10 protein-coding genes, 2 tRNA genes, 3 rRNA genes and 1 pseudogene are annotated in these 14139 nt (G+C 44.2%); all 16 read left to right on the top strand.

Translation table 11 applies throughout. The features are described from left to right. Positions 1-16 precede the first annotated feature (16 nt). The 16 genes and pseudogenes from rpsE to QUE24_RS15790 all read left to right on the top strand — a co-directional run bounded on the left by rpsE (position 17) and on the right by QUE24_RS15790 (position 14132). Entirely contained in the window at positions 17-529 is a 513-nt protein-coding gene (rpsE, locus tag QUE24_RS05040; protein ID WP_007144690.1) for a 30S ribosomal protein S5, read from the top strand. 5 nt (positions 530-534) lie between these two features. After that, complete coding sequence (rpmD, locus tag QUE24_RS05035) at positions 535-723, top strand: 50S ribosomal protein L30 (RefSeq protein ID WP_007144691.1); 189 nt, start codon at positions 535-537, stop codon at positions 721-723. A 1-nt stretch (position 724) separates the two neighbouring features. After that, on the top strand, positions 725-1159 hold the full coding sequence (gene rplO, locus QUE24_RS05030; protein ID WP_286305537.1) for a 50S ribosomal protein L15: 435 nt from the start codon (positions 725-727) through the stop codon (positions 1157-1159). 5 nt (positions 1160-1164) lie between these two features. After that, entirely contained in the window at positions 1165-2520 is a 1356-nt protein-coding gene (gene secY, locus QUE24_RS05025) for a preprotein translocase subunit SecY (RefSeq protein WP_286305536.1), read from the top strand. A 31-nt stretch (positions 2521-2551) separates the two neighbouring features. After that, entirely contained in the window at positions 2552-2665 is a 114-nt protein-coding gene (gene rpmJ / locus QUE24_RS05020) for a 50S ribosomal protein L36 (protein ID WP_084003086.1), read from the top strand. A gap of 86 nt (positions 2666-2751) precedes the next feature. Further along, positions 2752-3105, top strand: a complete 354-nt coding sequence (gene rpsM, locus QUE24_RS05015; RefSeq protein WP_007144694.1) for a 30S ribosomal protein S13 — start codon at positions 2752-2754, stop codon at positions 3103-3105. Between the two features lie 9 nt (positions 3106-3114). Next, positions 3115-3504 carry a 30S ribosomal protein S11 gene (gene rpsK, locus QUE24_RS05010; protein WP_007144695.1) on the top strand — a complete coding sequence of 130 codons (390 nt, stop codon included), beginning with the start codon at positions 3115-3117 and terminating at the stop codon, positions 3502-3504. A 21-nt stretch (positions 3505-3525) separates the two neighbouring features. After that, positions 3526-4146: a 30S ribosomal protein S4 gene (gene rpsD / locus QUE24_RS05005; RefSeq protein ID WP_286305535.1), complete on the top strand. Its 621-nt coding sequence runs from the start codon at positions 3526-3528 to the stop codon at positions 4144-4146. Positions 4147-4187: 41 nt separating this feature from the next. Next, the gene (locus tag QUE24_RS05000; protein ID WP_091716156.1) at positions 4188-5171 is read left to right on the top strand and encodes a DNA-directed RNA polymerase subunit alpha; all 984 of its coding nucleotides are present in this window, start codon (positions 4188-4190) and stop codon (positions 5169-5171) included. Between the two features lie 39 nt (positions 5172-5210). Beyond that, positions 5211-5594 (top strand): 50S ribosomal protein L17, encoded by a 384-nt coding sequence (gene rplQ, locus QUE24_RS04995; RefSeq protein ID WP_286305534.1) that lies wholly within the window; start codon positions 5211-5213, stop codon positions 5592-5594. A 404-nt stretch (positions 5595-5998) separates the two neighbouring features. After that, a 16S ribosomal RNA gene (locus QUE24_RS04990) occupies positions 5999-7534 on the top strand. A 60-nt stretch (positions 7535-7594) separates the two neighbouring features. Beyond that, positions 7595-7671 (top strand) — tRNA-Ile (locus QUE24_RS04985). Between the two features lie 128 nt (positions 7672-7799). Beyond that, positions 7800-7875 (top strand) — tRNA-Ala (locus QUE24_RS04980). A gap of 203 nt (positions 7876-8078) precedes the next feature. After that, positions 8079-10973 (top strand): 23S ribosomal RNA (locus QUE24_RS04975). Between the two features lie 96 nt (positions 10974-11069). Then, positions 11070-11184: ribosomal RNA gene (gene rrf / locus QUE24_RS04970) — 5S ribosomal RNA — on the top strand. The 16S, 23S and 5S rRNA genes sit together here with 2 tRNA genes alongside, the layout of an rRNA operon. Positions 11185-11791: 607 nt before the next feature. Further along, a pseudogene (locus QUE24_RS15790) lies at positions 11792-14132 on the top strand (fatty acid cis/trans isomerase). The last annotated feature ends 7 nt before the right edge of the window (positions 14133-14139 follow it).

The raw sequence follows: 14139 nt of genomic DNA, 5'->3' as shown, positions 1-14139 counted from the left end.
TTAAAAGGTAATTAACATGGCTCAGAATGATCAAAGACAAGCCAATAACTCTGATGGCTTAATTGAAAAATTAGTTGGTATTCGTCGCGTTGCTAAGGTTGTGAAAGGTGGTCGCGTATTTGGTTTCTCTGCTCTGACAGTTGTCGGTGACGGAAATGGTCGAGTTGGTTTCGGCCAAGGTAAAGCACGTGAAGTACCTGTTGCAATTCAAAAAGCGATGGATGAAGCCCGTAAGAATATGAAAACAGTTGCTCTGAAAGGCGATACACTGCAACACGCAGTGAAATCTAGCCATGGCGCAGCGAAAGTATTTATGCAGCCTGCATCTGAAGGTACAGGTGTTATTGCCGGTGGTGCGATGCGTGCAGTATTCGATGCTGTAGGTGTACATAACGTACTGGCTAAGTCAAATGGATCAACTAACCCACTTAATGTTGTTCGTGCAACGATTAAAGGGTTAACTGATATGAATAATCCTGAAGCAATTGCTGCCAAGCGTGGTAAGACAGTTGAAGAGATTACGGAATAATAAAGATGTCATCACAAGCTAAATTGAAAGTCACCTTGGTGAAAAGTACCATCGGTCGTCTAGCAAAACATAAAGCATGTGTATCTGGTTTAGGTCTTAGAAAAACTGGAAGCAGTGCCATCGTGCTAGATACACCTGAAAATCGAGGCATGATTAACCATGTATCGTATTTATTAAAGGTTGAGGAAGTTTAAGATGAACCTAAATACACTTGCTCCTGCTGAAGGTGAGAAAAAATCAGCAAAACGCGTCGGACGTGGAATCGGATCTGGTTTAGGCAAAACTTGTGGCCGTGGTCACAAAGGTCAGAAATCTCGCTCTGGCGGATTTCACAAGAGAGGTTTTGAAGGTGGTCAAATGCCTTTACAACGTCGTCTACCTAAAGTCGGTTTCAGTTCACGTGTTGGTCGTACAACGGCAGAGATTCGTCTGGATGATCTGAAAAAAGTGACAGCAGACACTATTGACCTGTTATCGCTGAAATCAGCTGGCCTTGTCCCAGAAAATACATTGCGTGTAAAAGTGATTAACTCAGGTGAGATTAAATCTGCAGTTAATTTGAAAGGCATTGTTGCAACCGCAGGCGCAAAAAGTGCGATTGAGGCTGCAGGCGGAAAAGTCGAAGAGTAATATAAGTGGAAAAAAACAGACAACAAGCTGCTGCAGCTATGCTCGGAAACGGTAAGTTTGGCGAATTGAAAAGTCGCCTACTATTCGTTTTAGGTGCATTGATCGTATATCGTATGGGGACATTTATGCCTGTTCCAGGCATTGACCCGGCGGCATTAGCGATTATGTTTGAACAGCAAAAAGGAACCATCTTAGACATGTTTAACATGTTTTCTGGTGGCGCCTTGCAGCGTTTGTCTGTTTTTGCTCTCGGTATCATGCCGTATATCTCAGCTTCCATCATCATGCAGCTTTTAACTGTTGTTCACCCTAAACTTGAACAACTTAAGAAGGAAGGCGCAGCTGGTAAAAGAAAAATTACGCAATATACCCGCTACGGCACGCTGGTTCTGGCTACATTCCAAGCTCTAGGTATTGCTATTGCATTAGAATCACAAAGTGCATCTGGTGTAAATGTTGTCATCGACCCAGGCTTTGTTTTCCGTATAACAGCAGTTATTACTCTAGTTACAGGAACAATGTTCTTAATGTGGCTTGGTGAGCAGATCACTGAACGTGGCATTGGTAACGGCATTTCATTAATCATCTTTGCTGGTATTGTCGCGGGATTACCTGCTGCAGTAGGTGGTACGTTAGAATTAGCGAGAACGGGTCAACTTCATGCTTTCTTAGTTATCGCTCTAATAATACTTGCGTTGGCTGTGACAGCATTTGTTGTCTTCGTCGAGAGAGCACAGCGCCGTATACCTGTGCATTATGCAAAACGCCAGCAAGGTAGAAAAATGATTGCTGGGCAGGTTACACATCTTCCATTAAAGCTGAATATGGCAGGTGTCATACCTCCAATTTTTGCTTCAAGTATCATACTGTTTCCTGCTACAATAGCCGGCTGGTTCGGCTCAACTGATGGTATGGGCTGGTTGAAGGATATATCTACACTGATGTCTCCTGGTCAACCAATGTATGTTATGGCTTACGCTGTAGCTATTGTTTTCTTCTGTTTCTTCTACACTGCTTTAGTGTTTAATCCTAAAGAAACTGCAGAGAACTTACAAAAGTCTGGCGCTTTTATTCCTGGTATTCGTCCAGGCGAACAAACAGCTAGATATATTGATACAGTGATGGGGCGTTTAACCTTAGCTGGAGCTATATATATTACTGCGGTGTGTTTGCTGCCAGAGTTTCTGATTTTATATTGGAGTGTTCCATTCTATTTTGGTGGTACATCTCTGCTGATTATCGTTGTTGTGGTAATGGATTTTGTTTCTCAAGTCCAGTCTCACATGATGTCTCAGCAGTATGAAAGTTTGATGAAAAAGTCAAATAAAAATAATGGTGGGATGTCTGGCTTTTTAGGCTAGAACCACGAATAAGGTTTGCTGGAGAAAAAACATGAAAGTTCAGGCGTCAGTTAAAAAGATTTGTCGCAATTGTAAAATTGTAAAAAGAAATGGTGTTTTACGGGTTATCTGTACAGAAGCTCGTCATAAACAGCGCCAAGGTTAATTGGCGAATATCTTTAGTTAGTTGTTGAACAAAACAATTGTATGTTACAATTCACTGTTCACTCCTGAGGAATTTAGGGTAAATCAATGGCTCGTATAGCTGGTATTAATGTTCCTGTGCAGAAGCACACTGTAATTGCTTTAACATCAATTTACGGTATTGGACGCACACGTGCTCAATCAATCTGTGAAGCTGCTGGAATCGCTCCAGACACAAAAGTAAGGGATTTGTCTGAGCAAGAAGTCGAAGTGCTTCGTACAGAAGTTGCAAAATTCACTGTAGAAGGTGATTTACGTCGTGAAGTATCTATGGATATCAAACGGTTGAAAGACCTTGGCTGTTTCCGTGGTGTTCGCCACCGTAGAGGTCTTCCGGTTCGCGGCCAAAGAACTAAAACAAATGCAAGGACTCGTAAAGGTCCTCGCCGTATGGTTAAGTAAGGATAAACGATGGCAAATTCATCAGCACGACAACGTAAACGTGTTAAAAAGAATGTTGTTGATGGCGTAGCACATGTGCACGCTTCATTTAACAACACAATCGTTACTATAACGGATCGTCAAGGTAATGCCTTGTCATGGGCAACATCTGGTGGTTGTGGTTTCCGCGGTTCACGTAAAAGCACTCCTTTCGCAGCACAGGTTGCTGCTGAGAAAGCTGGAGAAGTCGCTAAAGAATTTGGTATGAAGAACCTTGATGTAGAAATCAAAGGTCCTGGTCCAGGTCGTGAGTCAGCTGTAAGAGCTCTGAATAACTTAGGTTTTAAAATCACTAATATTTCAGACGTTACACCAATTCCTCACAACGGTTGCCGTCCACCTAAGCGTCGCCGCGTTTAATAGATTTCGGAGTAATACATAATGGGAAAATATCGTGGCCCAACTTGTAAATTAAGCCGTAGAGAAGGTACGGATCTGTTCTTGAAGAGCAGAGGCAACCCAATCGAAAGTAAATGCAAGATTGAAACAAAACCAGGTCAACATGGCGCTCGTAGAGGTCGTGACTCTGACTATGCAATGCAGCTTCGTGCTAAACAGCGTATTCGTCGTATTTATGGTGTTTTAGAAAAACAATTCCGTAACTACTACAAATCAGCAGATCAAAAGAAAGGTGCTACAGGTGTCAATCTGTTAAGCATGCTTGAACAGCGTTTAGATAACGTTGTTTACAGAATGGGCTTTGCTGGTACACGTGCCGAAGCGAGACAACTTGTTTCACATAAAGCTATTTTAGTTAATGGAAAAGCAACAAATATTCCTTCGTATCAAGTTAAAGAAGGTGATGTTGTAGAGATCCGTGAAAAAGCTAAGAAGCAAGAGCGTATTGCTAACGCAATGTCTGTTGCTGAACAATTAGGTTTTCCTGAATGGGTTGAAGTGAATACAAAAGCATTTTCTGGCACATTTAAACGTTTACCAGAACGTGATGAGCTTCCAGCCGAACTTTCAGAAAACTTGGTTGTAGAGCTTTACTCGAAATAATCATAACTAAACTTCATTAGAAGTTTACTAGAGGAATTTGCATGACGACTTACACGAGTCAATTTCTAAAACCAAGGATCGTAGATATCCAAAAGTTTAGTGATACGCGTACACGTCTTGTACTTGAGCCGTTAGAGCGTGGCTTTGGTCATACTTTAGGTAATGCACTGCGCAGAATCTTATTGTCTTCAATGGAGGGTGCTGCAGTTGTTGAAGCCCAAATCGATGGTGTTGTACATGAGTACTCTGCTATTGATGGTGTTCAAGAAGATGTCTTAGATATTCTTCTTAACATGAAAGGTATTGCGGTCAAACTTCATGAAGGCAATGAAGTCGTTTTGACTCTTAACAAAGAAGGTGTGGGCCCAGTCACAGCAGCTGATATTCAGTTACCACATAATGTTGAGATAGTGAATCCAGAACATGTCATCGCTAATCTCACAGGTGGTAGCCTTTCTATTACGTTTAAAGTAACTAAAGGTCGTGGCTACTCTGCAGCAAATACTCGTAATGTTGGTGAAGATGAAGACCGTGCTATTGGACAGCTCTATCTAGATGCCTCGTTCAGTCCAGTTCGTTTGGTTACATATAGCGTAGAAAGTGCACGTGTTGAAAACCGTACAGACTTAGACAAGCTAATCATTGATGTTGAAACAGATGGTACACTTGAAGCTGAAGACAGCATCAAATATGCGGCTACTATCTTAAGTGACCAGCTGACTTCATTTGTTGATTTCACTGTCATTGAAGAAAGTGTATCTGAACCAAAACAACCTGCTGTAGATCCAGCACTACTTCAAGCAATCGATGATCTTGATCTTACTGTGAGATCAGCAAACTGTTTGAAAGCAGAAAATATTTATTATGTAGGTGACTTAATTCAGCGTACAGAAATGGAATTGCTGAAAACACCGAACTTGGGTAAAAAGTCATTAACGGAAATTAAAGAAGTATTAGCCTCAAAAGGTTTGTCATTAGGTATGCACCTTGATAATTGGCCACCTGCTTCTTTAGAGCAAAAATAATACTGAAGTAATTCAGCATAAAAGAATAGGGTAACAACAATGCGTCATCGTAATTCTGGTCGTAAATTAAATCGTAACAGCAGCCACAGAAAGGCTATGTTCAAAAACATGGCTACATCTTTGTTTGAACACGAAATCATTCGTACCACTTTGCCTAAGGCTAAAGAGTTACGTGGTGTCGTTGAGCCTCTGATTACTTTAGGCAAAAAAGATTCTGTAGCGAATCGCCGCTTGGCTTTCGCAAGACTTGGCGATAGAGAAGCTGTAACAAAGCTTTTCAATGTCATTGGTCCACGTTCAGCTAGTCGCCCTGGTGGCTATGTAAGAATCCTGAAAACAGGATTCCGTCAAGGTGATAAAGCCCCAATGGCGATCGTGGAGCTAGTAGACAGAGATATTCAAGAGTCAGAAGCTGCTGAATAAGCATTAGCTGATTTAAGAAATAATAGAAAAGCCGGCTTTATGCCGGCTTTTCTGTTTATGTAAGCATTAATTTAAAAAAAGCGCTTGCATACATTAAAGGCTTCGCGTAATATGCGCTCCTCTTGCTGATGAGGGAGCCTTTCGGGGCTAAGTCAATCGGCAAATGATTTAAAGTTTACGCCGTAACAAAAACGTAAAAATTAAGTTGACAGTCAGGCAGAGAGCTGTATAATTCTCGCTTCTTTGTTGCAGCGAACATCGGCGACAAAGCGCTCTTTAACAAACTGGTATCAAGTAATTTGTGTGGGTGCTTACGTTAGGTCACTAGAAGATCTGACGCTTAGTATTTACATGCTAACGTCAAAATGAGTTTTGTAGTTTTTTTAAAAGCTACGCCAAAAATTAAACTGAAGAGTTTGATCATGGCTCAGATTGAACGCTGGCGGCATGCCTAACACATGCAAGTCGAACGATGAAGTCTAGCTTGCTAGACGGATTAGTGGCGGACGGGTGAGTAATGTATAGGGATCTGCCTAGTAGTGGGGGACAACAGCCGGAAACGGCTGCTAATACCGCATACGCTCTACGGAGGAAAGCGGGGGCTCTTCGGACCTCGTGCTATTAGATGAACCTATATCAGATTAGCTAGTTGGTGGGGTAAAGGCCTACCAAGGCGACGATCTGTAGCTGGTCTGAGAGGATGATCAGCCACACTGGGACTGAGACACGGCCCAGACTCCTACGGGAGGCAGCAGTGGGGAATATTGGACAATGGGGGCAACCCTGATCCAGCAATGCCGCGTGTGTGAAGAAGGCCTTCGGGTTGTAAAGCACTTTCAATAGGGAGGAAAGGTTGTAAGTTAATACCTTGCAACTGTGACGTTACCTATAGAAGAAGCACCGGCTAACTCCGTGCCAGCAGCCGCGGTAATACGGAGGGTGCAAGCGTTAATCGGAATTACTGGGCGTAAAGCGCGCGTAGGCGGTTATTTAAGTCAGATGTGAAATCCCCGGGCTCAACCTGGGAATTGCATTTGATACTGGATGGCTAGAGTGTGGTAGAGGTGAGTGGAATTTCAGGTGTAGCGGTGAAATGCGTAGAGATCTGAAGGAACATCAGTGGCGAAGGCGACTCACTGGGCCATTACTGACGCTGAGGTGCGAAAGCGTGGGTAGCAAACAGGATTAGATACCCTGGTAGTCCACGCCCTAAACGATGTCAACTAGGTGTATGGAGAATTTATTCTTTGTGTATCGAAGCTAACGCGATAAGTTGACCGCCTGGGGAGTACGGTCGCAAGACTAAAACTCAAATGAATTGACGGGGGCCCGCACAAGCGGTGGAGCATGTGGTTTAATTCGATGCAACGCGAAGAACCTTACCTGGCCTTGACATGTAGCGAACTTTCCAGAGATGGATTGGTGCCTTCGGGAACGCTAACACAGGTGCTGCATGGCTGTCGTCAGCTCGTGTCGTGAGATGTTGGGTTAAGTCCCGCAACGAGCGCAACCCCTGTCCTTAGTTGCCATCATTTAGTTGGGCACTCTAAGGAGACTGCCGGTGACAAACCGGAGGAAGGTGGGGATGACGTCAAGTCATCATGGCCCTTATGGCCAGGGCTACACACGTGCTACAATGGCTAGTACAAAGGGTTGCTAACTCGCGAGAGTATGCTAATCCCATAAAGCTAGTCGTAGTCCGGATCGCAGTCTGCAACTCGACTGCGTGAAGTCGGAATCGCTAGTAATCGCGGATCAGAATGCCGCGGTGAATACGTTCCCGGGCCTTGTACACACCGCCCGTCACACCATGGGAGTTGGCTGCAAAAGAAGTAGGTAGACTAACCTTCGGGAGGTCGCTTACCACTTTGTGGTCAATGACTGGGGTGAAGTCGTAACAAGGTAGCCCTAGGGGAACCTGGGGCTGGATCACCTCCTTTTATAAAGGTGACCGGCGTAAGTGCCTACACAAATTACTTGATGCTGAAAGAGAAATATCTGGGTCTGTAGCTCAGTTGGTTAGAGCGCACCCCTGATAAGGGTGAGGTCGGTGGTTCAAATCCACCCAGACCCACCACTTTTCCTCCTATTGAATTTTATAAACTGGCTCATTTGCACAAGCAAACGTCACCAGCTTAAAAATCCAATTTGAGAAAAAGCCCTTTGATTGGGGTGATGTGGTACCCATGGACGTCTCAGAATACTGGGGCTATAGCTCAGCTGGGAGAGCGCCTGCCTTGCACGCAGGAGGTCCGCGGTTCGATCCCGCGTAGCTCCACCACTATTTCTCTTTACGTGATACATACTGGATAGCTTATTTGATAAGTAAGTTACTCAGTGTTTATACACTGCTCTTTAACAAAACGGAAAGAAGTAACAAGGCAGAATGAAATACTGTAGTGATACAGCGTGACATTCTAAGTAAAGAAAAACTTATGTCGCAATAAGATAGACATATAACGTCAAGTTAATTTGGGGTTATATGGTCAAGTGAATAAGCGCACATGGTGGATGCCTTGGCGATAAGAGGCGAAGAAGGACGTAGAAATCTGCGATAAGCGTTGGCGAGTTGATAAACGAGCTGTGACCCAACGATCTCCGAATGGGGCAACCCACTTACCTATGGTAAGTATCCTTAAGTGAATACATAGCTTAAGGAGGCGAACCCGGCGAACTGAAACATCTAAGTAGCCGGAGGAAAAGAAATCAACCGAGATTTCCCTAGTAGCGGCGAGCGAACGGGAAGTAGCCTGCAAGTGATATTTAACGTATTAGTGGAACATTCTGGAAAGGATAGCGATACAGGGTGATAGCCCCGTACACGAAAATGCGTTATTGGTACTAGGCTTGCGACAAGTAGGGCGGGGCACGAGAAACCTTGTCTGAACATGGGGGGACCATCCTCCAAGGCTAAATACTCCTTATCGACCGATAGTGAACCAGTACCGTGAGGGAAAGGCGAAAAGAACCCCGTTGAGGGGAGTGAAATAGAACCTGAAACCGTGTGCGTACAAGCAGTAGGAGCAGACTTGTTCTGTGACTGCGTACCTTTTGTATAATGGGTCAGCGACTTAATTTATGTAGCGAGCTTAACCGAATAGGGGAGGCGCAGGGAAACCGAGTCTTAATAGGGCGACTAGTTGCATGGATTAGACCCGAAACCTGGCGATCTATCCATGGTCAGGATGAAGGTTGGGTAACACTAACTGGAGGTCCGAACTCACGTATGTTGAAAAATGCGGAGATGAACTGTGGATCGGAGTGAAAGGCTAATCAAGCCAGGAGATAGCTGGTTCTCCTCGAAAGCTATTTAGGTAGCGCCTCGTATCTCACTCTCGGGGGTAGAGCACTGTTTGGGCTAGGGGGTCATCCCGACTTACCAACCCCATGCAAACTCCGAATACCGAGAAGTGCAATTACGGGAGACAGACGGCGGGTGATAACGTCCGTCGTCAAAAGGGAAACAACCCAGACCATCAGCTAAGGTCCCAAAATTATGGCTCAGTGGAAAACGATGTGGGAAGGCCCAGACAGCTAGGAGGTTGGCTTAGAAGCAGCCACCCTTTAAAGAAAGCGTAATAGCTCACTAGTCGAGTCGGCCTGCGCGGAAGATGTACCGGGGCTTAAGCCATATACCGAAGCTATGGATGCGTGTTTACACGCATGGTAGAGGAGCGTTGTGTAAGTCTGTGAAGGTGTGTTGAGAAGCATGCTGGAGATATCACAAGTGCGAATGCTGACATGAGTAACGATAAAGGGGGTGAGAGGCCCCCTCGCCGAAAATCCAAGGTTTCCTGCTCAACGTTAATCGGAGCAGGGTGAGTCGGCCCCTAAGGTGAGGCAGAAATGCGTAATCGATGGGAAACAGGTTAATATTCCTGTACTTGTTATTACTGCGATGGGATGACGGAGAAGGTTAGGTCAGCCAACTGTTGGATATGTTGGTTTAACTGCGTAGGCGTGCTGAATAGGAAAATCCGTTTGGCTTAGCTGAGACAGGACGACGAGTGCCATTAGGCGCGAAGTGATTGATACCCAGCTTCCAGGAAAAGTCTCTAAGCTTCAGGTAATAACGAACCGTACCCCAAACCGACACAGGTGGATGGGATGAGAATTCTAAGGCGCTTGAGAGAACTCTGGTGAAGGAACTAGGCAAAATAGCACCGTAACTTCGGGAGAAGGTGTGCCCCTGTTAGGTGAAGTGACTTGCTCACGGAGCTGAAGGGGGTTGCAATGACCAGGTGGCTGCGACTGTTTATTAAAAACACAGCACTCTGCAAACTCGAAAGAGGACGTATAGGGTGTGACGCCTGCCCGGTGCTGGAAGGTTAATTGATGATGTTAGTTTAGGCGAAGCATTTGATCGAAGCCCCAGTAAACGGCGGCCGTAACTATAACGGTCCTAAGGTAGCGAAATTCCTTGTCGGGTAAGTTCCGACCTGCACGAATGGCGTAACGATGGCCACACTGTCTCCACCAGAGACTCAGTGAAATTGAAATTGCGGTTAAGATGCCGTATACCCGCGGCTAGACGGAAAGACCCCGTGAACCTTTACTACAGCTTTGCACTGAACTTTGAACCTACTTGTGTAGGATAGGTGGGAGACGTTGAAGCGATGACGCTAGTTATCGTGGAGTCAACCTTGAAATACCACCCTGGTATGTTTGGAGTTCTAACCTACGCCCATTATCTGGGCGAGGGACAGTGTATGGTGGGTAGTTTGACTGGGGCGGTCTCCTCCCAAATTGTAACGGAGGAGCACGAAGGTACACTAAGCATGGTCGGACATCATGCGGTTAGTGCAATGGCAAAAGTGTGCTTGACTGCGAGACAGACACGTCGAGCAGGTACGAAAGTAGGTCATAGTGATCCGGTGGTTCTGAATGGAAGGGCCATCGCTCAACGGATAAAAGGTACTCCGGGGATAACAGGCTGATACCGCCCAAGAGTTCACATCGACGGCGGTGTTTGGCACCTCGATGTCGGCTCATCACATCCTGGGGCTGTAGCCGGTCCCAAGGGTATGGCTGTTCGCCATTTAAAGTGGTACGCGAGCTGGGTTTAGAACGTCGTGAGACAGTTCGGTCCCTATCTGCCGTGGGCGTTTGAGAATTGAGAGGAGCTGCTCCTAGTACGAGAGGACCGGAGTGGACGTACCCCTGGTGTTCGGGTTGTTGTGCCAACAGCATTGCCCGGTAGCTATGTACGGACGGGATAACCGCTGAAAGCATCTAAGCGGGAAGCCCCCTCAAGATAAGTTCTCACTGGGATTTAATCCCCTGAAGGGCCGTGGAAGACTACCACGTTGATAGGCTGGGTGTGGAAGTGCAGTAATGTATGGAGCTAACCAGTACTAATTGCCCGTGAGGCTTGACCATATAACCCCAAGGGAACTTGGGGAGTTGCGACCTCTTTACGCAATATCTTGTTACCGATTTCCGAGAGTCAGTTTAGAACTGACTATGCCAGTTATGCCTGGCGGCCATAGCGAGTTGGCCCCACCTGATCCCATCCCGAACTCAGAAGTGAAACGACTTAGCGCCGATGATAGTGTGGGAGTTCCCATGTGAAAGTAGGTCACTGCCAGGCTTTAATATAAAACAAGCCCATCCAATCGGATGGGCTTTTTTTATATCTGATAGTTTTGCATTGACCTCACCTGAACATGGCAACACCCCATGTGACATTTTTGTCAGGAACAAAAATGGACAGCGATAGCTGCCCGAAGGGTGAAGTGCAGGGAGACACTTCATCAAAGTAGGTCACCGATAACGGCTCCTACGTTATCGGTATACACGACATCCGTGTAAATAATGGCCAGGCTTTAATAGATCAGTAAAGAGCACCTTTAACATGGGCGCTTTTTTGTAGATTGTAGATTTCTATACACCTTACCCAGCCATATCGAAATTGCATCATAACGGCTCATTCCTCAGTTCTAAAGCTTCTTATGAAACTGTGAGTAAGCTGAAGTCAGTAATTTAATTGGTAGAAATGAAGCGGTTTGTTCTATGTTGTTGTTAACAAAGCATCATGTTTGAGTTTATGAATTTATTATTCAAACAAAGCTTAGAAATAATAATAGTGTCTGTTATATCTTCTATATAGCCAAAATACATCCTAGTCATTAACCAGTCTGTCACTAAATTGAAGTAAAATAGGCTTTTTATAATATTGAAATCAAGCAAGGCGATTGATGTACAAAACACTGATTTACTTTTTTATCGCCTGCTTAATAACAGCATGCTCAGACGATAGCCAAGAGCTAGAATTCAATAGTACTCTTCCCCTTCCACTCGCAACAGATGTTGATTACGCTTCTGATATTAAACCAATCATTGAGGAAAAATGCGTCGTTTGTCACGGCTGTTTTGATGCGCCCTGTCAATTGAAAATGGAATCAACAGAGGGGTTCCTACGTGGTGCAACAAAATTAAATGCTTATGACGGAACAAGGCAAGAGCCTATTGTTCCGACAAGGCTGTTTACAGACGCCAATTCAGAAGAAGAATGGCGTAACGCAGGTTTCTATTCAATACTTTCTGGTCAAAATGCTCAGGCGTCATTGTTATATCGAATGCTAGCTTTGGGTAAAACTCATCAATTTAAAGACAATAGTAAATTACCAGAAGAACTTGATATTAGTATTCGTCGTGAAAACCAATGCCCTACCGTCGATACCATTTCTGAGTATGAAAAAAGTTATCCTCTCACAGGCATGCCCTTTGCTGTATCAGGTTTGACAGATGATGAGTTTTCAACAATCAGCGGATGGTTATATCAAGGTGCCAAGGTTTCTGAGGATCAGGTTGAGTTAAATAAAAATGAGATTTCGTCCATAGAAGAATGGGAATCGTATCTTAATCAAACATCAAATCAACGTAAACTGGTTAGTCGGTGGTTATATGAGCATTTATTTTTAGCTCATCTCTACTTTGATGATAAGCAAGACAACACACATTTCTTTGAACTGGTCAGATCCTATTCACCGCCTGGTGAACCAATTTCTATCGTAAAAACGCGTCTACCGAACTCTGAGCCTGAACATCCGATCTACTATCGACTGCGATTAGTCAAAGGTATTACCGTTCATAAACGGCATATAACACTTTTGTTTGATGACAAACTTAAGAAGCATATAGAAAAACTTTTTTCACTGATAAATGGGATGTCGATATATTACCTGGCTACGACTACGAAGCTCGAGCTAATCCCTTTGTTACTTTTTCAGCTATACCAGCAAAAGCACGCTATCAATTCTTACTTGATCACGCTGAATATTTCACACGTACTTTTATCCGCGGTCCTGTATGTCGCGGTCAAATAGCAACAGATGTCATTCGTGATCAGTTTTGGGTCATGTATCAAGATCCAGCCAATGATCTTTTCATCACAGATCCTAAATACAGAAAAAAGTTGAACCACTCCTTGGCTTGCCTGGACAAGATGATAATCTGACAGAAACGAAAGAAAACTGGGATAAATATAAAGATAAACGAAATGCCTATTTATCTTTACGAGATCATCATTATCAAGATGCACCGTTAAACTGGACTTCGACTAAAGCGATTTGGGATGGAGGCGGGAATAATACCAATGCTTTTTTAACTGTGTTCAGACACTTTGATAATGCCAGTGTTGTAAGGGGCATGGTCGGGCAGGTTCCTCAAACACTTTGGTGGATGGATTTTCCTCTGTTTGAACGAACATATTATGAATTAGTTGTTAATTTTGATTTGTTTGGCAATGTAGCTCATCAGCTTCAAACACGGCTTTACTTTGATCTAATCCGTAACGGGGCAGAGCATAACTTTCTTCGACTATTACCACGAGACAAACGCAAATCAGTCTTAAATGATTGGTATCGGGGAATGGGGGTGGTAAAGACTTACTTCACATACGCGCCGCTTGATATTGATATCAGAACGGAAGAGACATTTTCCTCTGATGATATTAAAAACGAACTGGCTAATAGACTATTGACGCAGTTTAGTCAGGTGAACGCGGCTGGAAATGATCCTATCAATCGTTGTCAAAATCAGCATTGCTTCAGGGTGTCTCAGACAGATTGGAAACAAAAGGCTGATTCAAGGTTAAGTCGATTAACGAATTCTTCATTCCAAGAGAAGTCGGGGCTTCAGTTCTTACCTGAACTGACTTTTATACGAGTGAAGCATGGTGATGAAAGAACGGTATATTCTTTAATTCGAAATCGTTACCACAGTAATGTGGCCTTTCTTTTTGGTGAGTCATTACGCTATAAGCCTGAAAAAGACAGTCTAACGGTCTATCCTGGTATTGCTGGTAGTTATCCTAATTTTATCTTTGATATTGAAACAGATGAATTGGAAGTCTTTGAGAAATCGTTAATGGAAGCGAAATCTGAAGAAGCATTTGATGCCTTAGTTGAGAATTGGGGCGTGCGTAGAACACATCCAAAGTTTTGGCAAATATTCCATGATTTCACTCAATGGCAACGTGAGCAAAAGCCAATTGATGCCGGTGTGTTCGATGCAAACCGCTATGAGAATCTGTAAATAAGAT

Origin of the sequence: Methylophaga marina, from assembly GCF_030296755.1 — a bacterium.
Classification (GTDB): Bacteria; Pseudomonadota; Gammaproteobacteria; order Nitrosococcales; family Methylophagaceae; genus Methylophaga; species Methylophaga marina.
Note: the sequence above shows the minus strand (reverse complement) of the source record. Positions and strands in the feature narration are given on the sequence as shown.

Coding starts and splice junctions, on each gene's coding strand:
- rpmD (WP_007144691.1), top strand. CDS start 535: ATGTCATCACAAGCTAAATTGAAAGTCACCTTGGTGAAAAGTACCATC.
- rplQ (WP_286305534.1), top strand. CDS start 5,211: ATGCGTCATCGTAATTCTGGTCGTAAATTAAATCGTAACAGCAGCCAC.
- rpmJ (WP_084003086.1), top strand. CDS start 2,552: ATGAAAGTTCAGGCGTCAGTTAAAAAGATTTGTCGCAATTGTAAAATT.
- QUE24_RS05000 (WP_091716156.1), top strand. CDS start 4,188: ATGACGACTTACACGAGTCAATTTCTAAAACCAAGGATCGTAGATATC.
- rpsD (WP_286305535.1), top strand. CDS start 3,526: ATGGGAAAATATCGTGGCCCAACTTGTAAATTAAGCCGTAGAGAAGGT.
- rpsE (WP_007144690.1), top strand. CDS start 17: ATGGCTCAGAATGATCAAAGACAAGCCAATAACTCTGATGGCTTAATT.
- rplO (WP_286305537.1), top strand. CDS start 725: ATGAACCTAAATACACTTGCTCCTGCTGAAGGTGAGAAAAAATCAGCA.
- rpsM (WP_007144694.1), top strand. CDS start 2,752: ATGGCTCGTATAGCTGGTATTAATGTTCCTGTGCAGAAGCACACTGTA.
- rpsK (WP_007144695.1), top strand. CDS start 3,115: ATGGCAAATTCATCAGCACGACAACGTAAACGTGTTAAAAAGAATGTT.